This is a genomic window from Vibrio lentus, from assembly GCF_030409755.1.
Classification (GTDB): Bacteria; Pseudomonadota; Gammaproteobacteria; order Enterobacterales; family Vibrionaceae; genus Vibrio; species Vibrio lentus.
The window spans coordinates 1,778,935-1,802,278 of the sequence record NZ_JAUFQE010000002.1; the positions used below are offsets into that span (position 1 = coordinate 1,778,935).

At 44.9% G+C, this 23,344-nt stretch carries 15 protein-coding genes and 1 riboswitch; of the genes, 9 read left to right on the forward strand and 6 right to left on the reverse strand.

From position 1 onward, the window contains the following. Window positions 1-228: 228 nt before the first annotated feature. From QWZ07_RS16375 to QWZ07_RS16400, 6 genes are all read left to right on the forward strand, one after another. The gene (locus tag QWZ07_RS16375; RefSeq protein WP_102315086.1) at window positions 229-1,134 is read left to right on the forward strand and encodes a DUF72 domain-containing protein; all 906 of its coding nucleotides are present in this window, start codon (window positions 229-231) and stop codon (window positions 1,132-1,134) included. 139 nt (window positions 1,135-1,273) lie between these two features. After that, window positions 1,274-2,002 (forward strand): carboxy-S-adenosyl-L-methionine synthase CmoA, encoded by a 729-nt coding sequence (cmoA, locus tag QWZ07_RS16380; protein ID WP_017105755.1) that lies wholly within the window; start codon window positions 1,274-1,276, stop codon window positions 2,000-2,002. Between the two features lie 113 nt (window positions 2,003-2,115). Continuing rightward, a complete protein-coding gene (gene cmoB, locus QWZ07_RS16385; RefSeq protein WP_192852893.1) occupies window positions 2,116-3,087 on the forward strand; it encodes a tRNA 5-methoxyuridine(34)/uridine 5-oxyacetic acid(34) synthase CmoB in 972 nt (323 codons plus the stop codon). A gap of 288 nt (window positions 3,088-3,375) precedes the next feature. After that, on the forward strand, window positions 3,376-4,116 hold the full coding sequence (locus QWZ07_RS16390) for an ATP-dependent zinc protease family protein (RefSeq protein ID WP_102308650.1): 741 nt from the start codon (window positions 3,376-3,378) through the stop codon (window positions 4,114-4,116). A 17-nt stretch (window positions 4,117-4,133) separates the two neighbouring features. After that, entirely contained in the window at window positions 4,134-5,639 is a 1,506-nt protein-coding gene (locus tag QWZ07_RS16395) for an inactive transglutaminase family protein (protein WP_102308651.1), read from the forward strand. Window positions 5,640-5,642: 3 nt separating this feature from the next. Beyond that, window positions 5,643-6,623, forward strand: coding sequence for an alpha-L-glutamate ligase-like protein (locus tag QWZ07_RS16400; RefSeq protein ID WP_017105758.1), 981 nt, complete (start codon window positions 5,643-5,645; stop codon window positions 6,621-6,623). 314 nt (window positions 6,624-6,937) lie between these two features. Here the strand turns inward: QWZ07_RS16400 and fdhF are convergent, their stop codons facing one another. The 5 genes from fdhF to cmoM all read right to left on the reverse strand — a co-directional run bounded on the left by fdhF (window position 6,938) and on the right by cmoM (window position 18,968). Then, the gene (gene fdhF, locus QWZ07_RS16405; protein WP_192852892.1) at window positions 6,938-11,167 is read right to left on the reverse strand and encodes a formate dehydrogenase subunit alpha; all 4,230 of its coding nucleotides are present in this window, start codon (window positions 11,165-11,167) and stop codon (window positions 6,938-6,940) included. A gap of 314 nt (window positions 11,168-11,481) precedes the next feature. After that, window positions 11,482-15,942, reverse strand: coding sequence for a chromosome partition protein MukB (gene mukB / locus QWZ07_RS16410; protein WP_192852891.1), 4,461 nt, complete (start codon window positions 15,940-15,942; stop codon window positions 11,482-11,484). After that, on the reverse strand, window positions 15,939-16,739 hold the full coding sequence (gene mukE / locus QWZ07_RS16415; protein ID WP_102383401.1) for a chromosome partition protein MukE: 801 nt from the start codon (window positions 16,737-16,739) through the stop codon (window positions 15,939-15,941). Before mukE ends, mukB begins: the two co-directional genes overlap by 4 nt. Beyond that, window positions 16,720-18,057: a chromosome partition protein MukF gene (mukF, locus tag QWZ07_RS16420; protein ID WP_192852890.1), complete on the reverse strand. Its 1,338-nt coding sequence runs from the start codon at window positions 18,055-18,057 to the stop codon at window positions 16,720-16,722. Before mukF ends, mukE begins: the two co-directional genes overlap by 20 nt. A gap of 125 nt (window positions 18,058-18,182) precedes the next feature. Beyond that, on the reverse strand, window positions 18,183-18,968 hold the full coding sequence (cmoM, locus tag QWZ07_RS16425; protein ID WP_102361412.1) for a tRNA uridine 5-oxyacetic acid(34) methyltransferase CmoM: 786 nt from the start codon (window positions 18,966-18,968) through the stop codon (window positions 18,183-18,185). Window positions 18,969-19,083: 115 nt separating this feature from the next. On the opposite strand from cmoM, the gene elyC reads away from it, so the two are divergent. Further along, window positions 19,084-19,938: an envelope biogenesis factor ElyC gene (elyC, locus tag QWZ07_RS16430; RefSeq protein ID WP_192852889.1), complete on the forward strand. Its 855-nt coding sequence runs from the start codon at window positions 19,084-19,086 to the stop codon at window positions 19,936-19,938. A gap of 168 nt (window positions 19,939-20,106) precedes the next feature. Here the strand turns inward: elyC and torR are convergent, their stop codons facing one another. Next, window positions 20,107-20,820: a two-component system response regulator TorR gene (gene torR, locus QWZ07_RS16435; protein WP_017105765.1), complete on the reverse strand. Its 714-nt coding sequence runs from the start codon at window positions 20,818-20,820 to the stop codon at window positions 20,107-20,109. Window positions 20,821-21,108: 288 nt separating this feature from the next. On the opposite strand from torR, the gene torD reads away from it, so the two are divergent. After that, the gene (gene torD, locus QWZ07_RS16440; protein WP_192852888.1) at window positions 21,109-21,756 is read left to right on the forward strand and encodes a molecular chaperone TorD; all 648 of its coding nucleotides are present in this window, start codon (window positions 21,109-21,111) and stop codon (window positions 21,754-21,756) included. A 317-nt stretch (window positions 21,757-22,073) separates the two neighbouring features. Then, the gene (purR, locus tag QWZ07_RS16445; RefSeq protein WP_192852887.1) at window positions 22,074-23,078 is read left to right on the forward strand and encodes an HTH-type transcriptional repressor PurR; all 1,005 of its coding nucleotides are present in this window, start codon (window positions 22,074-22,076) and stop codon (window positions 23,076-23,078) included. Window positions 23,079-23,248: 170 nt separating this feature from the next. Further along, a riboswitch (cyclic di-GMP riboswitch) is annotated at window positions 23,249-23,334 on the forward strand. The last annotated feature ends 10 nt before the right edge of the window (window positions 23,335-23,344 follow it).

Here is a 23,344-nt window from a genome sequence, read left to right on the forward strand (position 1 = left end):
GCGGAAACTCGCTTAAAATCGACCTTCCACATTCGAATTTATTGTGTTTTATCTGGCTTTGCTGCTTTTTAGCCCATCAAGTGCGCAAAGATTCATCAAAACCGAAAAAATTGCGATAATTATATCTCGAAAGTACCTTAATCAGCAAAAGTCTCGTACAGTAGTTTTTCGTTTCAACCCAAAAATTTTTTGTAATGACTGATGGCGTGATAAATAACGGTGTAATAGATGGATGCTAGTGTAATAACAACTGAAACTTTACCTCTAAGACTTGGATTAACAATGTGGTCTCATTCTGAGTGGCAAAGTCAGTTCTATGGTAAGGGAACAAAACCTGCTGAACGCTTAGAGAAGTACACCCAAGTTTTTCATACAGTTGAAGGCAACACGACTTTCTATGCGACACCCAGTATCTCAACGGTCAATAACTGGAAAGCCGCGAGTCACGATGATTTCAAGTTTACTTTTAAGCTGCCTAAGTTCATCACCCACCAGCAGCACTTAAAACATTGCCAAGCCGAACTCAAAGAATTTCTGCTCACCATGTCGCCCCTACACAGACGCATTGGTCAGTGGACGATTCAATTACCCCATAGCTTCGAACCCAGCATGCTCCCTGCCCTGCAAAAATTTTGTACCTTGTTTCCAAAAGACATGCAGCTCGGCGTCGAAGTTCGTCACCTTGGTTTCTTTGATAAAGGCGATGCCGAAAAACGTTTCAATCATTGGCTAATAGAAGAAGGGATCAATCGCATCATTATGGATAGCCGTCCTGTTTTCTCCGCACCACCGACCACAGAAGCGGTGATCGACGCACATCAAAAGAAACCACGCGTTCCGGTTCATGCCATTGCGACGGCAAACAATCCAATGGTTCGCTTTATTGGACATCCAGATCAGGAACCCAATCTCGCTTTCTTTAAACCTTGGTTCGCGAAATTACCAACTTGGTTAAATGAAGGTAAACAGCCTTATTTAATGATCCACACCCCAGACAATAATCACGCCCCTGAGTTGGCGATTGCTATCTATAAGCAATTACAGGCGCAAGTTGCTGAACACACACAGATAACCTTGCCTAATTTGGCGGAGTTTCCTGCTCAAAAAGGTGACCATCAAATCTCGATGTTTTGATAGTAAACAACCACTAACACGCGTTCACTTTCATCAATCTCAGTTTTCGTGACACAAGCGATTTTTTTACGTAAAATACGTCCCCTTTTATTTGGTACGAATTCTGTGCCGATTACGCTGACTGTCGAGAGAGAATGCAATGAGCAACAAAGACAATATCTTTTCCGCTCCCATTGATAAAATTGGTGATTTCACCTTTGATGCAAGGGTTGCTGAAGTATTTCCAGATATGATTCAACGCTCGGTTCCTGGATATAGCAATATCATCTCTGCTATTGGCATGTTAGCTGAACGCTTCGTAAAACCACACTCAAACATCTACGACTTGGGTTGCTCTCTTGGCGCAGCAACGCTTTCAATGCGCCGCCACATCCAACAAGAAGGCTGTACGATTTTTGCTGTCGATAATTCGGAAGCCATGGTTGAACGCTGTAAGCTGCATGTAAACGCCTACCGAAGCGATACGCCAGTCGAAGTTATCGAAGCTGATATCCGTGAAATCGAGATTAAAGACGCTTCAGTTGTTGTGTTGAACTTCACCTTACAGTTCTTATCACCTGACGACCGCTACGCGCTGCTTGAAAAGATCCATGCTGGATTGCGTCCGGGTGGTATTTTGATTCTGTCTGAAAAGTTTGTGTTTGAAGATGAAAGTTCAAATGAACTGCTTATCGATCTGCACCATGATTTCAAGCGTGCAAATGGATACAGCGAGCTTGAAGTCAGCCAGAAACGCAGTGCTATCGAAAATGTGATGCGTCCAGATTCTATTCCAGTTCATAAGCAACGTTTTGAAAAGATTGGCTTCTCAAGTAGCGAAGTGTGGTTCCAATGCTTCAACTTCGGTTCGATGTTCGCGATTAAATAGCGCTCGACCACAATTGGCTAAAGTCTGAAGCTTTCATACTTTAGCCCTTAATTTCCTGTGTTATGGCGATAAGGCTGTACACATTATGAATTCCACAACGGTTATTATTATTCATGTTTAATTTTGCTAACTTTTATCAACTCATTGCCCAAGACACTCGCCTACAGCCGTGGCTCAATGTTCTTCCTCAACAGCTGACGGATTGGCAAAATGCAGAGCACGGTGACTTTGACCGTTGGTTACGTGCACTGAATAAGATCCCGCAAGGCGTGCCTAATCAAGTTGATTTAAAGAACTCTGTGACTATCGGCAGCAGCACACCATTTCAAACAGGTGAACTTAAAAAGCTAGAGAGCTTATTAAAGACGTTCCACCCTTGGCGCAAAGGTCCTTATACCGTTCATGACATTCATATCGATACAGAATGGCGCAGCGACTGGAAATGGGACCGTGTACTTCCACATATCTCACCGCTTAAAAACCGTTCAGTACTCGATGTAGGTTGCGGTAATGGCTACCACATGTGGCGTATGTTAGGTGAAGGTGCTCGTTTGACCGTCGGTATCGACCCGTCTCACCTTTTCCTTGTTCAGTTTGAAGCTATCCGTAAGCTGATGGGCGATGACCAACGCGCGCACCTTTTACCTTTAGGTATTGAACAGCTGCCAAAACTGGAAGCTTACGACACTGTATTCAGCATGGGCGTGCTTTACCACCGCCGTTCACCGCTTGATCATTTGATTCAACTAAAAGACCAATTGGTATCTGGTGGCGAACTGGTACTTGAAACGTTAGTGATTGAAGGTGACGAAAACGCTGTTCTTGTGCCTGTTGACCGCTACGCGCAAATGAGAAACGTGTACTTCTTCCCATCTGCTCGCGCATTGAAACGCTGGCTTGAACAAGTTGGCTTTGAAGACGTTCGCATCGTTGATGAAAATGTTACGACGATTGGCGAACAACGCACAACAGAATGGATGACACACAACTCTTTGCCAGATTACTTAGACCCGAATGATCCAAGTAAAACGGTTGAAGGTCACCCAGCGCCGAGACGTGCAGTTCTTGTGGCGACAAAGCCGTAAATTCATTGTCCGAAAGCTATTGTTCTGGTGACCACCGAATAATAGCTTTTAGTAGCAATGAAGCCATCACATCTGTCGCAGTAAACTTTGACTTAAAAGCGCGTAAATTGAACAAAAATTGACTTATGTTTAATAAGTGAGCTATTTCAATTGACGATAACTGGCGCAGCGCTCACATTGCGATTCAATATGACCAGACTCTTACATTAGGATGCTTCACGCATCCTTTTTTGTAGGCTAAACTTCTAAATAGTATGAACTATTCTCTAATTTCCAAAGGTTTTTTTTATGTTTAAGCGATTATCGCCAATTGTGGCGGTTGGTTTGCTCTCTGGCTGTACCCTCACCAACGGTGCGGCCTACCACCAAGAAACTCTCGACGCTATTGCCCGCTCAGAGACAAACATCGCAAATAAGGTTCAAAACCTTGAACTGCAAGTCAGCAATCAAAGTGATTATATAGAAAGCTTAGAAGAGGAAGTTATCACCCTTTCTAACCAATTAGATGTTCACCTAACGAGCATGGAACACAAAGTTATTGAACAGCTAGAGGAAGAAGAACCTGTAGCAGTGACAACCCCACCTATCGCTACCACATCACAACCGACCATCCTTGGCGGAATCGAAAAAGTATCCATTGATTCTATCAACCAAAGCTTTGATGCGCGTGTTGATACCGGCGCAACAACCTCTTCTTTAAATGCTGTAGACATCAAAGAATTCGAGCGTAACGGTAAAGACTGGGTGAAGTTCCACTTAGCAGATAAAGCACAATCACCAGAAGACCAGAAATGGATTGAAGCACCTGTGGTACGTTTTGTGAAAATCCGCCAATCAACCAATGATCAGACAGAACGTAGAGCTGTGATTGAATTATGGGTGAAAGTTGGAAAAATCCATGAAAAAGCGCAATTTACATTGGCGGATCGCTCTCAAATGAGTCACCCTGTATTACTAGGGCGCGAATTTATCAAAGACATAGCGCTAGTAGATGTAAGTAAAAAATACGTACAAACGGAAGTTAAATAACAATAGTAGGGTAAGCTATGACGTCAAGAATTCCATTTTATATCTCAATTTTCCTGCTTATCGTAGCAGGTATAACACTGAGTATGTTCAGACATACAACCTACGGTGTACCCTGGACTCCAGGCGAAACTAATCAGGTTTGGGACATTGAAGCTCGTATAGAATTCAATGCAGTGGGCAAAGAAGCAAAAGTTTCACTAGCCGCACCTCACACACAGTCTAACTTTACACTTATCGGCGAGTCAGCTTCATCACCAGGCTACGGTATTTCATACTTGAATACAGATTCAGGTCGCCGTGCTGAGTGGTCAATTCGTCATGCAGATGGCCCACAGACTATCTACTACAAGACACAGTTCTTAGTCGATAGCCAAGCGAACGTTACCTCAACACCTCCAGAAGGTGAAGTGGCTCAACCAAGCTTTGACGGCCCTGAAGAAGCTGCAGCTCTTGCTTTGATTGACAGAGCAACCAAGCGTTCAGCAGACAACATCACCTTTACTCGTGAGTTAATCAAAACGCTTAACGATCCAGACAGCCAAAACTCAGCGCTGATTCTGAATAACATGACCAAAGTGGATGCGACACACAAGCTACTTTCTGCCGCTAAAATCCACAACAAAGTTGTCGGTGTTATTGAGTTGGAAGACGGACGTCGTCGCCAATCAATCCAACACATGAACCAAATTTGGGATAATAACCAGTGGGTTCTATTCTCTCCTGAATCTAGCGAGCAACAAGTTCAACCAAACCTACTCATCTGGGACGAATCAAATGTCTCTCTATTAGATGTAGTGGGCGGCCAGAACAGTAAAGTTCACTTCTCGATGATTGCTCAGGAAATCTCACCAACAGAAGCAACCAGCAGTAAAGTCTCTGCCGACCAACTGTTGAACCTCTCGATCCACAGCCTACCGTTAGAAGAGCAAGCGATGTTTAAAACCATCATGCTGATTCCAATTGGTGCGCTAATCGTTGTGTTCCTACGAGTTATCATCGGTCTTAAGACTTCTGGTACGTTCATGCCCGTTCTGATTGCCGTGGCATTCGTTCAAACGCAGTTGGTGACAGGTATTGTAGGCTTCCTACTGATTGTTGGTACTGGTCTTATAATTCGAAGTTACTTATCCAAACTCAACCTCTTGCTCGTGGCCAGGATATCCGCCGTAATTATTACGGTAATTATGATTATCTCGATATTTACTGTCGTCGCATTTAAAATCGGACTTACCGAAGGCCTATCGATTACGTTCTTCCCAATGATTATCTTGTCTTGGACTATCGAACGTATGTCTATCCTTTGGGAAGAAGAAGGCGCGAAAGAAGTTGTACTACAAGGTGGCGGCTCACTATTTACCGCGGTACTTGTTTACTTAGGTATGACTAACCCGTTCATTCAACACTTAACGTTCAACTTTATTGGTTTGCAGCTTGTAATTCTAGCGACCATCTTGCTACTAGGTAACTACACAGGCTACCGCCTAACCGAGCTTCGTCGCTTTAAACCGCTAGCGGAGGACTAAGTTATGTTTGATCAATTTACTTCACCGTTTAAGTTGAAAGACAAAGGCATAATGGGGATGAACAAGCGTAACCATAGTTATATTGGTCGCTATAATGATCGTTCCAAGTATCCACTCGTTGATGACAAGCTTAAGACTAAGATTATCGCTGAACAGGCTGGTGCAACCGTACCAAAGTTGATTGGCGTAATTGGTCACCAAGCTGAAGTAAAAACAATCCATAAAATGGTTAAAGAGTGGCCTGGCTTTGTTATTAAGCCAGCACAAGGAAGTGGCGGTAAAGGCATCCTTGTCGTGATCTCTCATAAAGATGGGGTTTACACTAAACCATCGGGTTCAACCATTAACGAAGAAGACGTAGAGCGTCACATTAGTAATGCTCTAGCCGGTCTTTTCTCACTAGGTGGTAAGAACGACGTAGCCGTAGTTGAAAACCTCATCAAGTTTGATGAGTGTTTCGAAGGCTTCAGTTACGAAGGCGTGCCAGATGTACGAATCATCGTATTTAAAGGCTACCCTGTGATGGCGATGATGCGCCTTTCTACTTCAGCTTCTGACGGCAAGGCAAACTTGCACCAAGGTGCTGTGGGTGTTGGTATTTGCATCGCGACCGGGAAAGCCGTGCGTGCGGTTCAGTTTGACCAACCAGTAACTCACCACCCAGATACAGGGAAAGAGTTGGCGGCACTTCAAGTGCCGCATTGGGAAAAACTACTGACTCTTGCATCAAGCGCTTGGGAAATGACAGGTCTTGGCTACATGGGTACTGACATGGTTTTAGACCAAGAAGAAGGCCCTATGGTACTGGAGCTTAATGCTCGTCCTGGATTAGCGATACAGATTGCAAACGGCGCAGGTTTATTACCTCGCTTGCATCATATTGAAAACCTAGGTACACCTGCTGAATACCCAAAAGCTGCAGAGCGCGTTGCCTACGCGGCTAAGCAATTTGGTGTTCACGGTAGCGAAATTGTATCGAGCTAATCTAGATTAGGAGCGAACCAAGTTAACCTTGGTCACTGAGTAAGTAATTCGATACCTAATCGAGTTCAATAGAAAAGCCGCATAACTCTGAGAGTTACGTGGCTTTTTAATGTCTGAAGTTTAGGTTAGCGCATTAATACCAATCGTAGTAAATAACTGTTCACCCTAGTTGGTTAAAATACTCGATAACTGCGTTAGAATTTTTGATTGTAGAATAACTACTTATCAAAACTTCTTGTCGAAAAGAGCAGCCTTGCTCTCAAGCCTTTTTCCTGCGCTATTTCTGATCACTTACTTACTGTGATTGGTATAAGCTAGGCCTCTGTTGCTTCAATTTCAGGCTTACGGATTGGATCAATACGCACAGCCGCTACTTTAAACTCTGGGATCTTGGCATGTGGATCCGTCGCTGTCGTCGTCAAGCGGTTCACCGGAGATTCCACGAAATGGAATGGAATAAACACCACCCCCTTCTGCATCCTCTTAGTGACAAAAGCAGTAATCTCTATCTCACCACGACGTGTCGATACTTTTAACATCTGTCCATTCGAGATCCCTAATGCTTCAGCATCATAGACACTGATCATTGCACGCGGCCCGGCTAAGTTATCTAACCCTTTTGTTTTGCGAGTCATGGTACCTGTATGGAACTGCTCCAGCACACGTCCCGTTGTTAGCACTAATGGGTATTCTGAGTCTGGCAGCTCCGCCGCGTATCGAAACGGAATAGCTTCCATTTGACCACGCCCACGAGTGAATTGAGTTTGGTGCATGATACGAGTGCCGTCAGGGTTGTTCTTATTACTCGGCCACTGAACACCATTCACTGTAATATTCTCCCAACGTAAGCCACCATACTGCGGTGTCACTCTTGCTATCTCATTGGTGATATCGGCAACGGTGTTATAGCCCCAACCGCCGCCCATTGCGTTGGCGAGCATCTGAATAATCACCCAGTCTTCTTTCGCTTCACCGGGAGGTAATACTGCTGGGTTAATACGCTGAACACGTCGCTCAGTATTAGTAAAGTGCCCCGACTTTTCAGCAAACGAGCAAGATGGCAGAACCACGTCTGCATACTGCGCGGTTTCGGTTAAGAAGATGTCTTGAACGACAAGGAAATCCAGCGCTTCAAGCCCTTCAATCACGTGTGCTTGGTTCGGGTCACTGAGCACTGGGTTTTCGCCCATCACGTATAAACCACGTACGTCACGGTGACACGCCGCATCTATGATCTCGGTGAGTGTTAGTCCCGTTTCAGCAGGTAAATCGGAAACGCCCCACTCCATCGCAAATTTTTGACGAACTATTGGGTTATAGACTTTCTGATAACCCGGTAGATTGTTTGGCAACGCGCCCATATCACATGCACCCTGAACATTGGATTGACCACGTAATGGGTTGATACCACCACCTTCAATACCGATATTGCCACAAAGGAGTTGCAGGTTAGCAATCGAGCGAACGTTATCGTGCCCTGTGGTGTGTTGCGTAATACCCATTGAGTAATACACAGCTGTGCGTTCTGCGGTGCCAATCAAACGCGCCATCGCGAAGATATCTTCGGCTTTCACACCAGTCACTAGTTCCACTTTGTCTAAGGAATAGCTTGGCGACATCACCTCTTGTAACAAGGTATCAAAGCCATCAACTCGGTCTTCAATATACTCTTGATCATACCAACCGTGCTTGATGATCTGTTGCATCACACCATTGATCAACATAACGTCAGTACCCGGTCGATGCGCTAAATAGAGTTCAGCATGATCGGCGATATCGATCCTTTTTGGATCAGCGACAATAAGACGAGCGCCACCATGTCTCACCGCTTGCTTGATGTGCGAACCAATAATTGGGTGCGCCGAAGTGGTGTCTGACCCAATAATAAAGATCACATCTGAGTGCTTGATGCTTGGAATATCATTGGTCATCGCCCCACTGCCCAGAGAAGCTTCAAGCCCAGTTACGGTTGAAGCGTGGCAAAGACGAGCGCAGTGGTCGACGTTGTTGGTTCCAAGCTCACGGCGGATGAATTTTTGGAAAGCATAATTGTCTTCGTTGGTGGTTTTAGCCGATGAGAAACCCGCTAGAGCATTGCTGCCAAAGCCTTGTTTAATAGCAGTAAATTTATCAGCGATCAATTTAATCGCTTCATCCCAACTTGCGGGCTGTAGCCAGCCATCTTTTCGGATTAATGGTGTGGTTAAACGCGCATCGCTGCCGACAAAGTCGAAACCAAATCGCCCTTTCACACACAACATGCCCTCATTGACCGGAGAGTCTCCCCCTTCGATATAACGGATTTTGTTTTTCTTCTCGTCGACATGCATCGTGAGTTTGCAACCCACACCACAATAGGTGCAGATGGTGTCGACTTTCTTAAGTAAATCTGTATCACCTTGCTTTCTGTCACGAGCATCCACCATCGCGCCTGTCGGGCATACCTGAACGCATGAACCACATTGCACACAGTTAGAATCGCCCATTAGGATCTTATCGACCCCGAAGTTAGGACGACACTCAGGCCTTGACGCAGGTTTACCATCTGATTGGTTCATGAAGCTTAAAACACCATGAACATTCTGTTCACGACACGCTTGGATACACTGACCGCAACTGATGCAGCGATTGGCATCAAAAATAATGAATTCAGAGCTGTCATCGACCGCGAATTTTTGTCTTGTTAAACCGACCTTAGTTTCTTCCGCGCGAATCGCTTGCCAGCTGTCGTTAGAAGCCACATCGATTTTATATTCTGGATGCGTTTGCGTTGCCTTGTATTCAGTCGAATAGTCTCGCAGGTCACAATCGGTATTAGCTTGGCAACCACACTCTAAACACCTTGCTGCTTCAGCTATCGCATCGGCATTATCAAAGCCAGTTTCTACTTCTTCAAAGCTTTGCTCGCGCTGCTCAGGGGTGAGCTCTGGCATGATCTTACGAGCCATTCGCTGTATCGATTTATACTGCTCTGGGTCAACGGCTTTTAGCTGCTTTTGCTTTCTTGAATTGAAAGGCTTGGCTGGGATCTGGTTCATGTCACCATTAAAGAATCGGTCGATCGCTTGCGCAGCAATTCGGCCATCTCCCACCGCTTCGACAGCGGTTGCAGGGCCACGTCGGAAATCGCCAATACTGAAGATATTGCCTGTTCCCGTGTGCATGGTTTGTGGATCAGCGTCAGCGGTATTCCAACGCGTTAACGGGATTTCTAGTGACTCATTGTCCATAAAGCTCAGATCAGGCTTTTGCGACACGGCAGCAATCACGGTATCGAAATCCTCAACAAAAAACTCACCCGTAGGTTTCGGGCTTCGACGACCTGAGGCATCAGCCGGCCCCAAAGCCATACGCTCTAATCGGATTTCAGATACGTGACCATTCTCATCCGCGATATTTTCAGCTGGATTGGTCAAGAAATGAAATTTGACGCCTTCGTGTTCGGCTTCTTCGATTTCGTAGTCTTCCGCCGGCATCTCATCTCGTGTTCGTCGATAAATCAACGTGGTATCAGCTCCATCACGGACTGCAGTTCGAGCGCAATCAATCGCGGTATTACCACCGCCGATCACTGCGACTTTTTTACCTGTAGTGAAATGCTTGTCGGTCACATAGTCTTTTAGGTAATCGACACCTAGGTAACAACCTGCTAGATCACTTCCGGTGTAATTCATCTCAACGGCTTGTGACGCACCAACCGCTAAACAAACCGCATCGAAGTCGTTGCTTAAATCCGACAATGTAAAATCAACGCCCAACTTTTTGTCACATTCAACAGCCATCCCGTTGCGACACATCAACTCAATTTCTTTATCGAGAATCGACTTTGGTAAGCGATATTCAGGGATACCGTAACGCAGCCAACCACCCGCTTTGGGCATCGACTCATAAACACTGACGTCATAGCCCTCATTCGACAGATAATAGCCTGCCGTAAGACCACCGGGACCACTACCAACAATGGCAACGCGCTTGCCTTTGTTTGGTTTCTTAGGGGGCATGTAGCTCTCTTGAGCGGCTAGATCCGCGTCCGCTGCATGTCGTTTGAGCTGGCGAATCGCGATGGATTCATCGACCAAGTTACGACGACATTCGGTTTCACAGAAAGCAGGACATACACGACCAATCGAAAGCGGCATCGGTAGCGTCTTTTTAATCACCTCTATCGCTTTGATGTGATCATTTTGAGCAATATGATGTAGGTAAGATTGGATATCGACGCCAGCAGGGCAAGCGGTTTGGCATGGTGCCTCACAGTCAGCGTAATGATCGGTCATGATGCGGTTCAAAGCTTCTTGTCGATGGTTCGTTAACTGTTTTGACTGAGTGGTAATATTCAGCCCATCAGACACTTCCAGCTCACAAGAGCGAGTAACGCCAACGCCATCAACTTCAACGACACACAAATCACACGGTACTTTATCCGCTGTTTTGTTCAAACCACATAAAGATGGGATCTCCAAACCACATGTTTTTGCCGCTTCAAGAACAGTTTGCCCTTGCTCGACGATTCGATATTTCCCATCAATAACGATTTGAATCATACCTAAGTCCTACCTTTACCTTTCGCACACGCGAGTTATCAACAATTAAAATTTAAGTAATACAATATTATTAATATTATTAAACCTATGTCATTACCATACATTATTTGTGGTTTTGTGCGTGTGACCTCAAACAAGTTCCATTGATAATAACCATAAGGTATGAGTGGTCTTATCAGTAACTATGAGAGTGGATCGGATGAAGAGTTTGAATGCAGAAAGTTATATTCGAGATGCAAAAAAGCCCCTAATGATTAGAGGCTTTGAATAAATATCATTGAGTCGCTTTCGAGCTTATAGCCCGGCTATCAAGGTTATTGCTCAGCTTCTTCGATAAGCTCTTGCACCGGAGATGCTGGTTTGTTTTGAGCAAAACCACGCAGGCCAACAACATGTACATGTTCGTGGTCTTTGAAGACCTTACGAACCAGTTTGTAAGTCGTACCTTTCTCTGGGCTAATGTTCTCTGGCGCAGCAATCAGAAGTTGCATACCTAAACGGTCACACAGTTCAAACAGCGTAGAAATCGACTTAGAATCCAGACGTGCGGCTTCATCAAGGAACAACAAACGACATGGAACGATGTCTTTACTGCGGAGTCGACGAGATTCCTCTTCCCAGCTCTGAATAACCATCAATAGGATTGACTGACCCGTACCGATCGCCTCACCCGTAGACAGTGCGCCCGATTCCGCTTGTAACCAACCATCTGAACCACGGTTAACTTCAACACTCAGCTCTAGGTAGTTACGGTAATCCAGCAGCTCTTCACCAAGAACTTGTGGAGAACGTTGACCCATATCGATATGTGGGTTCACACGTTGGAACAGTTTCGCCATCGCTTCAGAGAAGGTAAAGCGCGTTGATTCGAACAAGTCTTTATGCTGCTCTTGTTGAGTCGCTAGACCTGATAGCAAGATCTCGTGGCTTTCACGGATCTTAACGTTCAAACGCACGCCCTTAACCTGACCAAAGTAGATGTTCGACAGACCTTGGTTGAGCATACGAATACGGTTCTGCTCACGCTGAATCGTTTTCTTGATGATGCTTGCTACAGATTCAGAGCTGATCGCTAAGCGGTTTTCACGCTGCGTCAGTTCTTCTGTTAGACGAGCAAGTTCAACTTCCATCTCTTCGATTGCTTCAACTGGATCATCCGTATGAATGATGTCTTGGCGAATGCGCTCACGAAGATGTTGGTAAACCGCAATGTAGAACAGAACTTTACGCTCTGGATGCGCGTTGTCTTCAGATAGACGCAGCGAATCACGTAGGTCTTCATTGTCAGACACAGCCAAACGCAGTGCACCCAGTGATTTATCCGACATAGAGCGAAGCTCGCCTGCCGTTAGGTAAGCCAACTCACGTTTGTGCAGACGACGTTCAACATCATTCTCACGCGCTAAACGAAGTACTGAACACCAACCCGCTTTCGCTGCAACAACGAAGGTACGAAGCTCGGTGTACTCTTTCTGTACTTTCTTAAGACGCTTAGCCAGTGCTTTCATCTCAAGTTCAGTCGACGTAATGGTACGCTCGTATTCACTCTTACGACCACGTGAAGTGTGCAAACGCTCGTGCAGTTCATCACGACGACGTACAGCACGTTCTTCAGCGCCTTCATCAGCATTTACGCCAAACTCTTGAAGCTCTTGTTTGAACTCTTGAACCGTTTCTTGTTTCGCTTGATGTGAGCTCTTCAGTGCTGCCAATACTTGGTTGTACTGGTTCATCTGTTCACGAGCTTGCTTCAAGCCATCACGGCCTTTGGTTCTGGCTTGTTCTGCTTGAACCAACTTCGCTTTCAATTGCTCGCTCAGTTCGCTGCTCTTGTTAAGCAGGTCTACAGAATCCGCGTAAGCAAAGTAATGACGACGTTCAATCAAATCAGACAGAGCAAACACTTTGCCTTTCAAGCTTTGTAGAGCTTGGTCAGCTTGTTGGTATTGCGCTTCTAGTGCCTCGAACTGTTCAGGGTCAGCGTCAAGTGCTGAAACGATCTGCTCTAAAGACGCCAATGCTTTACCATGGTTGTTCAGGTACGACTTCTCTTCACTCAAGCGCTCTAGCTGCGCTTCCAATTCAGCAAGACGTTCAACCAATGTTTCATCTTCTAAAATACGAACCATTGGTGCTAATTTATCTAGCGCACCGATTGCCTGTTTGCTTTGTAGAAGCTGGCTACGTTGCTGTTGCTCTTTAGAGTTTAATTCAGCCAAAGAACGAACAATTTGGTTACGCTTATCACGAATAGACACTAGCGCCTGTTCAGGATCGGTGTTAAACGCAACGTGTAGGTGTTTAGCAACAAAGCTATTGAATGCTTGGTATAAGCGATTCAGCTTTTGTGCATCAAACGCCGCTTTCGCATGGTTTTCCACAACAACATCACGCTCTTCGCGTAATTTCTCTAATCGTTGCTCACGAGCAGCGCGACCAAACAGTGGGATCTCTGGGAAACGAGAGTAACGCATTTGGCGATCATTCAGCTGAACACACACGGCGCCTTCTAATTCGTCAGCATTGAATGAGCTGTCATCAAATGCATCGACATCGCCTTCAAGGATGTAAAGGTCGTCTGGGCAATCTTCAAGATCCACCAGCTTCTCTTTAATACCATCAAGATCAGACACAACAATCGCGTGACGAGCCGGGCCATACATCGCACTGAAATACGGTGCATCGCCAATGGTAATGTCGTCATAGATCTCAGAAAGCAGCACACCACCAAGGGTATCCGCTAGGCCTTTCAAGCGAGGATCATTAGAACCACCCGGAGACGCTAAGCGTTCAATCTCTTGTTCAAGTTGCGCACGACGAGTCGCTAATTGATCTTTCGCGACCGCTTGAGATTTTTCGCCTTCAAGCACTTGCTGCATTTGAGTCATCACCGCTTGGCTATCTTCTAGCTCAGCATCCGTTTGATCTCTTAATGTCTCAAGCGCGTCGTTGGCAGTGATCCATGCTGGAGCAATTGACTCCAGTTTTTGAATTTCTTGATCGTGATTTTGTTGAACACGACGTTGCTCGCTTTTCGCTTCACGCAGTTCTTCTTGAGCGTACTCAAGAGACTCGATCTGCATAGCATGACGTTCGCGTTCTTCATCAAAGATCGCTTCATCCGTGAGTAACACGTTGTGTTGCTTTTGGTATTCAGTCGCTAGCTCTTTAGCTTGACGCTGCTGCGCTACATCACGAGCCATATCGCGGTGCTGTGCACGCCACTGCTGTTCATTTTCAACAACGTGTTTTGCGTTGCGGCCTTTCTCTAACGCTTGTTTCGCGCCGTGAGAGGCATCTTTACGCTCAATATCGCCAACAATGCTTTTAACAAGAGACAGCGCTTTGTCGAACTGTGCAGAGGCAGCAGAAGACATGTCTAGCTTATGTTTAGTCGACAGTAGCGTTTGAGTGCTTGATTCTTCTTGTGCTTTTAGCTCAGAAACCAAAGTTAATGCGCTTTCTGCGGTAATAGAGTCATCACCCAGCAACTGCTTAGTTTTTTCTAACGCTTGAACGGCTTGTTGGTATTGAAGTGCACGAGTCTGCTGAACATCCAACGCTTGTTGGTAGTCAGCAAGCTGAGTTTTCAGGCTATCCACTTCTTCTTCAGTAATGGTTGCCTGTTCTTCAGCAAGAAGTACTCGTTCTTGAGCTTCTTCAACCACCATCATCTGCTCTTCTAGACGCTCATTAAGCTCTTCTAAATCTTCGCTGTAGCGAGCAATTTTCTCTTGCTGACGAAGTGCAGTTTGAACCAACTGAAGATGATCCGAAGCTGCTTGATAATCTTGCTCAAGAGCAGATTCTTGATCAACCAATTGCTCCAACTCTTCTTGAACTCGATTCAACAGGTTGTTTTGATTAAGCAAGGTTTCACGTGAGCCCAACAGTTCGCCACGGAACTTCATGGTTTGATCAAGCTTATTACGGCGATCATTCGCATGGCGCATGTAATCCGCTGCCACGTAATTGGTCGATTCTGTGATCAAGTGTTTGAACAAGTCACGATCCGACTGAGTCGTTTTGATCGCTTCAAGTGTCATACGGTTTTCGCGAAGTGCTGATTCCATGTCTTGGAATGCTTTCTTCACACCACCATTTTGTGGCAGAAGGTAATCACGTAGCGAACGCGTAATTGCACTTGAGATACCACCATAAAGCGATGCTTCAATCAGACGGTAGAACTTAGAACGGTCGCTGCTGTTACGCAGTTTCTTCGGTACCACACCGTATTCAAACATCTGTGAGTGGTAATCAACAATCGAAGAGAAAGCTTTAAAGTGCGCGCCTTCGTATTGTGCTACCGCCGCTTTCACGTCATTTAACTGGCATACGCGAGCATGGCTGTCTGAAACGTTCTGAATCAAAACATCGGTTGGTTTCACATGGCTTGGGAGGCCTTGGATAACAAACGGTTTGATGTCTACTTTCTTGTCACGACCCGCTACTTGCTGCAGTTTTACCGCAAACAATAGGCGCTGGTTACGAGAGTTCACAACATCTAACGCCGCATAACACGCGCCAGGTTGAAGCTTACCGTAAAGACCTTTGTCACGAGAAGACTGTGAACTGCCGGCTTCCGTTGTATTACGGAAGTGCAGAAGGCTTTGGTCAGGAATTAACGCTGTAATGAATGCCGCCATTGTGGTCGACTTACCCGCACCGTTACCGCCAGAAAGCGTTGTAACCAATCCATCAATATCAAAGGTACGCGCAAAGAAGCCGTTCCAGTTGATCATGGTTAATGATTGATACTTACCTCTTTCAATCATGCATCACCTTCTACTTTGTTCTGTTCGCCAAGGTTTGATTCATCATCAAAGCCGGCTTGATCGTTAAAAATGTCTTGCTGACCGTTTTCGTCTACGTCTAGTTCTGATGCGGCTTCTGCCTGCTCTTCATTTAGCAAGCTGCCTTGGTTTGGCTCTTGTGTATGAACCACGGCTTCACCATCACGGATAAGACGTAACTGAGCTTCTTTCATGTCGTCGCCAACACGAACATCAGCACCAAAACGGAACACCGCTTCACTGATTCGGAATTTGCCCGTTTCACCAATCGCAATCAACATGCCGAGACGGCGTAAACGACGTAAAGATGTGCGTACTTTTTCAAAGAGCTTTTCTTTATCCAAGTCAGAACCCGAAGCTCGGTTCGTCGCCAGTTTCATCAGTTTTTTCTCATCAGCTAGCGAAATCAGTTCATCAAATAGCTCATGATTAGTAAAAATACCTTCGTGGGCTAAACGCTCTGGGCTTAGGTACAAAAAACACAATACCTTGCCAACGAGCATATCGAGCTCAGACAAAACACTTCGGCCAATCAAAGACGTAGAACGCGGGCGCAGATAGAAGAAACCTTCAGGCGCTTTCACGAGTTCCGTGTTGTAGCGTTGGTAAAAATGCTGAAGTTCTACTTCGAAATCAGAAAGCAACGCGTGGTTGTCTAAATCTTCTGTTGAAACATGCTTACCTGAACGCAGCATGCTATCTAGCGCAGGGAACAACGGGTTCGCTATCGCTTTTACCAGTTTCTCTGGCATGTAATCATCAGTACTTGTTAATGACATTTGCTTGTACCTTTGCACCGAAATCGTTGATTGCCTGCCAATCTGGCTGAATAGCCTGATAGTCAGACGCTGAGTAACCTAAGCGCACGGCTTGGTCGACAACAATTCTGGCTAAATCAAAATGGTGTGTGCGAGGGTGTGCTGCGAGGTAATCGCGCAGCACAAGACCAAGATCTATTGGCGCACCTTGCTGTTTGTGAGCTTTTAACATCTCTGCAATTCGGTCTGAAAGCAGATCGTTCACTTGCTCGAATTCTTCGTACTCTACGTCGATTGGCGCTTGCCCCATCACTTCGTCATCACGAAGCACCAAGGCTTCATCACGAAGATCGGTGAGCTTTTCAGCATCGGCATAAGTCAGTAACCAAGGCGCATCAAAGTAGTCGGTAACCGACTGACGCAAGCGCTGGCTAAAGGCACGGTTTTTATCCATATCAATCGCGGTACGGATAAACTTATGCACGTGACGGTCATAACCGATCCATAAGTCGATCGCCTGTTGGCCCCAACTTGTGATTCGATCGAGTTTCATTTGCAAACCAAACAAGGTTTCGCCTACGAACTCGAGTTCATCATCACCGTACACAATTTCTTGAATATCGAGGATCTGGGTTTGCAGTTCGTCACCGGCCGCTTGCAAGGTGTCTTGCAATTCTTTTAGCGTAGCTGAGGTTTCCGATAGCAAATACTCACAGTTATTGATCGCTTCTCGCCAATCTTTATTAAGCAGATCAGCGATTTGCTGTTTGACGGTTTGTTGCTGCTCGTCCATCACACGCTGGTTTAAATCGATCTGATCGAAGATCTCACCCACTGAATATTTCAAAACGCCATAAACGTTCTTTTGCCAGTGGCCAGGTGTTCCGCCTTTTTGCGCAGCTTCAATCGCTTTAGCCATCTCATCTGCAACCATCGAAAGTTGAATCGACAGTTTTAACTTAGAGAATTGACGGTGACGTAAGTAATAATCTGAAATTCCGATCGCAAGTGGAGAAAGACGGTAAATACTTGCACCGTCGGTGATCTCACTAGTAAAACGACTGATCAGTTTTTGTTTAACCAACTCGTTGATAGCGTTGTTTGCACGGAATGCAGACGCTTCGCCGGTATCTTCAAACAGACGAGTGACAATGGTAAATGCATCGTGCAATTCACCTTCACCTAGTTCTTCATCGAACCTTTCATTGCTTAGCACTGCGATAGCAATCAAAAATGCTAAACGCTCTGGCGGCAAGTTTAATGAAAAGTCATGCTGCTTGACCCAGCCTACCAACTCATCAATTGGCTGCTCTTCGGCAGTTTGAGTCATTTCACTCATTGTGGTTCCTGTTACTGTTTTTCGTAATATCGAACATGTTAGATATTACGCCTATTTCTTTATGACGCGGGCTTCTTACGATTGCATAGCGCATGTTGTGGCTTCTTTTACCACATTCACCGCTGCTATTGCGCAGGTTTTTGAGCCCAAACGTGAATATAACGGCCTAGTGACAGATATGGCTCTTGGCGACATAGCTGTTTTTCTAGTTCCAATACATCTTCAAATTGGTAATCGCCCATGTACTCCATATTACCTATGTAGTCACTGAAGGAACGAATGCCTGATTTACCACAGATTTCTAGACCAGCGTCTTCTATCCATTGATAAACCTCTTCTGGCTTCAAGCCTTTTTGTGGTTGCAGCTTAAACCGTTTTCGATGTGGCATCCCATTCAATACATGAGGAATGTTGCCACAAATCACATTTTTCAGGACTAATCCGTGGTGGTTGTAAAACATTATCGAGGCAACGCCACCGGGTTTTACTTGTTCCAGTAATAAATCAAGCGCCTCTTTAGGATCTGCGAGCCATTCCATTACGGCATGAAACATCACAAAATCGACTTGGCCTTCAAGGTGTTCTGCCACTTTTTGTACCGGAGAATGAATAAACCGATACTGTTCTAACAAACCCGCTTCGTTGATACTTTCTTGTGCAAGCTTAAGCATCTCAGAAGAGAGATCACACAGAGAGACGTTATGCCCTAACGACGCAATTTTTTGCGACATCTGTGCAAGACCACCTCCAGCATCAAGAACATGCAGAGGCGAAGCTGAATGGTCAAATTTGCTCAAAGCTTGTTCTAAATCTTCCCATACGATGATCTGACGGATCTCTCCTTTGTCAGAGCCGTAAATATTTTTTGCAAATTTGTGGGCAATATCGTCGAAATTACGGTCTTCAGTCACGGCTACTTGAGTTATTATGTCCTATCGTGCCTGCTATTCTGTCACAGGAATTTCAGGAATAAAGAGGCGATGTCTCTTTTTACTACTAAGTGATGTTTTTTCGGACTATTCGGATATGTTTGAGCTGAAAAAAGTAGTGTCTTCGCTATTGATGCCACTGCCAGCAATGTTAATTCTCGCTTTTCTGGGTTTAGCCCTAGTGATGTTTACTACCAAAAGGAAGACTGGTTGCCTAATTACCCTTTCAGCCCTCTGTGGTATTTTCCTAATCGCTTTCCAACCAGTTTCTAGTCAACTTTTAATGCCAATGGAAAGGCAACACACTGCATTTTTACCCGTCGATGAAACCGTCGATTATGTAATGGTTCTCGGAAGTGGTCACGTCGTCGATGATCAAATACCACCTACATCGGAGCTTAGCCGCACAGGTTTAATGCGCTTAAGTGAAGGGATCCGCATTCTACGCCTCTACCCTGGAGCGAAACTTATTTTGTCTGGCTATGGGGCAGGCACTGAAGTGAGCAACGCAAGAATGATGGCTAAGGTCGCGCTAGCACTCGGTGTCGCAAAACCCGATATCATTCTGCTTGAAACCGCAAAAGATACGTGGGAAGAAGCTCGCCAAGCCGCTGCATTCGTGAAAAACAAAAGAATGGTGCTCGTGACTTCAGCAAGCCACATGACTCGCGCACTTAATGAATTCAATGCCGCTGGCATGAAACCATTACCCGCTCCAACCAACTACCTTGCACAAGAAGGGATTGTTGAACCTTGGAATAAGTACATGCCAAAAGCACTCTATCTTGAACAAACAGAGCGTTACTGGCACGAAACAATGGGATTGGTTTGGCAGAGCCTACGTGATTGGCTAGACACAAGCAGCGACCCAGTTGAAGAACCGATTGTTCTTCCTGCTGCTTCTAGCTTAGTCGATGAAAACGGCGCAGCTTCTGCAGCGCAACCTCAATAAACTAAGCTAATCAGTAACTCTGCGAATGAGTAAAACTGAGTAACCTAGTAAGTTGCAGCTGTTCAATTCGTTAATTGTAAAAACCAAGTAATAAAAAGCCGAGACATCAATGACGCCTCGGCTTTTTTACGTTCAAATTTTGTTGCTGACTAGAACTCCCGAAGAGAATCAGTCACCAGCAAACATGTAACCTTCACCGTGAACCGTCACAAAGATTTGTGGGTTCTTAGGGTCGAACTCCATCTTCGCACGCATGCGACGGATTAGCACGTCGATGGTTCGATCATTTGGAGCATCCACTCGGTGGCTGATCATGTTCAAAATACGTTCGCGACTTAACACTTGGTTAGGGTAAGAAGAAAGCGCAACGAGCAGCTCATATTCTGCTTTAGTCAGCTTAACTGGCTCACCATTTTTACTTAAAGCACGACGAGGGATATCAAACGTCCACTCACCAAAACGAACCACAGATTCGTCTTCAGCTTCAACTGCCGTACCAACCGCGGTTTTGCGAGCCGCAGCAATACGCCAAAGTAAGTTTTTAACTCGAACTAATAACTCGCGAAGTTCGAAGGGTTTAGTAACATAATCGTCTGCGCCCATTTCTAGGCCTACAATTTTGTCGATGCTATCCGTGCGTCCAGTAACTAAAATAATCCCAATGTCCGATTGACTGCGTAATTCGCGAGTTAGCATCAATCCATCTTCGCCTGGTAAGTTGATGTCTAGCATAATGAGATCAACGTTGTTTTCTTCCAACACGTTTCTCATCTGAGCGCCGCTTTCCGCTTCGCTCACTGTGTAACCTTCGTTCTGGAAATATCCAACCAGCTTACTTCGGGTTACCACATCATCTTCTACGACTAATACGTGATAGCTCATCTACACCACTTTTCTTATTTAATAGTTTCAGTAACCATTCTATTCATAACTAGTAACAATTCTAGTGGTACAGCAGATAAAAGCGAGAAACATGAATCTTTTTTGATACAAGACAATCTAAAACCTTGCTATTTATCGTCCATCGCAATTCAATATAGGCATTACGACTAACGAGTCACTTTGCGTTTAGCAAATAACCTTGTTATTGAGCCTTGGTGTGCTTATACCCAAATGACTTCGCGATGCTTGGGTATATAAACATCACAAGACTAAATCAGGATCTATGAAATGAAAGATACGAAAGCATTCAACGAACAAAGAGCTGAAATCTACTGGTGGCTATCAAGCTTGTTCGCTAAAGAGCTCACACAAGAAGAACTCGACCACTACCACTCTGTTGAGATCCGTTCTTTCCTGACTGGTTTAGGCGAAAACGAAACACTCAAGCCTGCGATTGATAAACTGGTAGACGCATTGAACCGTCTACAAACACGTGAAGATGCCCAACTAGAACTGTCTGCTGACTTTTGCGATCTATTTTTAAAGACAGATAAACATGGTGCTCTACCTTACGCTTCAATGTATATCGGCGAAACAGGTCTATTAAACGATAAGCCAGCTAAAGACATGGAAGAGATCATGGCTAAGCACAACTTGGTGGTTAACCAAGATCTGAAAGAGCCAGCAGACCACATTGCTATCGAACTTGATTTCCTTGGCAATCTCATCATCCGTTCAAATGAAACTGAGCTTGAAGAAGAATTAGAAAAATCGTTCACTGTTCAACAGCAATTTATTGAACAACAACTCCTTACTTGGGTACCAAAGTTCAACGTTAAATGTTGTGAGATCGATTCATTCGGTTTCTATGCATCTGTGGCAACTCTTCTCGTGGCCTTCTGTAATTTGGACACTCAGTATTTAGCGGGTGAATAAGATACGCTGATGATTAAGTAAACAAATTCAATAGAATGTGACAATTCACCAAGATTTCTGGGTGAATTTTATTGCGAGTAATTTCTAGTCAGTCTAAAATTGTGACCGCAAACGATAAAATATGAAACATTCACGAAATGCTATGCTTATTTAAGTTCAGAGCATTTCGGTGTTAAGACAAGCCGCTCAATAGCGGTTTTTTGTTTTTTAGCACTTTAGTACCCCAAAGAGCCCTACAAATTTAAGCTCTTAGTTAGGTAGCTTAACGGCTACTTTATTCCGTACTTTGGGAAAGTAGCTTCTAATAGGATAAAACCATGGCCACTATAAAAGATGTCGCTCGCTTAGCAGGCGTATCAACTACCACCGTTTCTCACGTAATCAACAAGACACGTTTTGTTGCAGAAGCGACTCAAGAGAAAGTAAATAAAGCCGTAGACGAGTTAAACTACGCACCAAGTGCTGTTGCGCGTAGCTTGAAATGCAATTCAACACGTACTATCGGCATGTTAGTGACTCAATCAACAAACCTCTTCTTCTCTGAAGTGATCGATGGTGTTGAAAGCTACTGCTACCGTCAAGGTTACACTTTGATTCTGTGTAACACGGGTGGTATCTATGAGAAGCAACGTGACTACATACGAATGCTTGCAGAAAAACGTGTAGATGGCATCTTGGTTATGTGTTCCGACTTAACAGAAGAACTTCGTGGCATGTTAGATCGCCATGCTGATATCCCAAAAGTTGTCATGGACTGGGGCCCTGAAACCTCTCAGGCTGATAAGATCATCGATAACTCTGAAGAAGGCGGCTATCTAGCAACCAAGTACCTGCTAGAACGTGGTCACACAAAGATTGCTTGTTTAAGTGGCCACTTAGACAAAGCAGCATGTGTAGAACGCATCGCGGGTTACAAACGCGCACTCAATGAAGCGAAGGTCGCAACCGACGAAAAGCTCATCATTGAAGGTAACTTTGAGTGTGATACCGCTGTACTTGCGGCTGATAGAATTGCTCAGATGGAAGATCGCCCTACCGCTGTGTTCTGTTTTAACGACACTATGGCACTTGGCCTGATGAGTCGCCTGCAACAGCAAGGTATTCGTATTCCTGAAGATATTTCGGTTATCGGTTACGACAACATTGAACTTGCAGAATACTTCTCTCCACCATTGACGACGGTTCACCAACCTAAGCGTCGTGTTGGTAAAAATGCATTCGAAATTTTGTTAGAGCGCATTAAAGATAAAGATCATGAAAAACGTGTCTTCGAAATGCACCCAGAAATTGTTGAGCGAAGCACAGTTAAAACGTTAAATTAATTGATAAATCGAGTTTAATTTCATTAAGCGCACCTTTGAGTGCGCTTTTTTTATAAGCAGATAAAATAAACCCAGTTGCATAACACCAAGATCATTAATTGAAGCAATATCACATTTTGAAATATCAGGTGTGAGCCTCATTCAACAAAAACTTTATTCTATTCAGTCAGTCACGCACAGGGCAAACCACTCGAAAGAGTGAGACGCAAAGCTTCCGGCCTAAACCACTCGTTGGTATGGTAGCGGGGTTACCGATGGCAAAATGC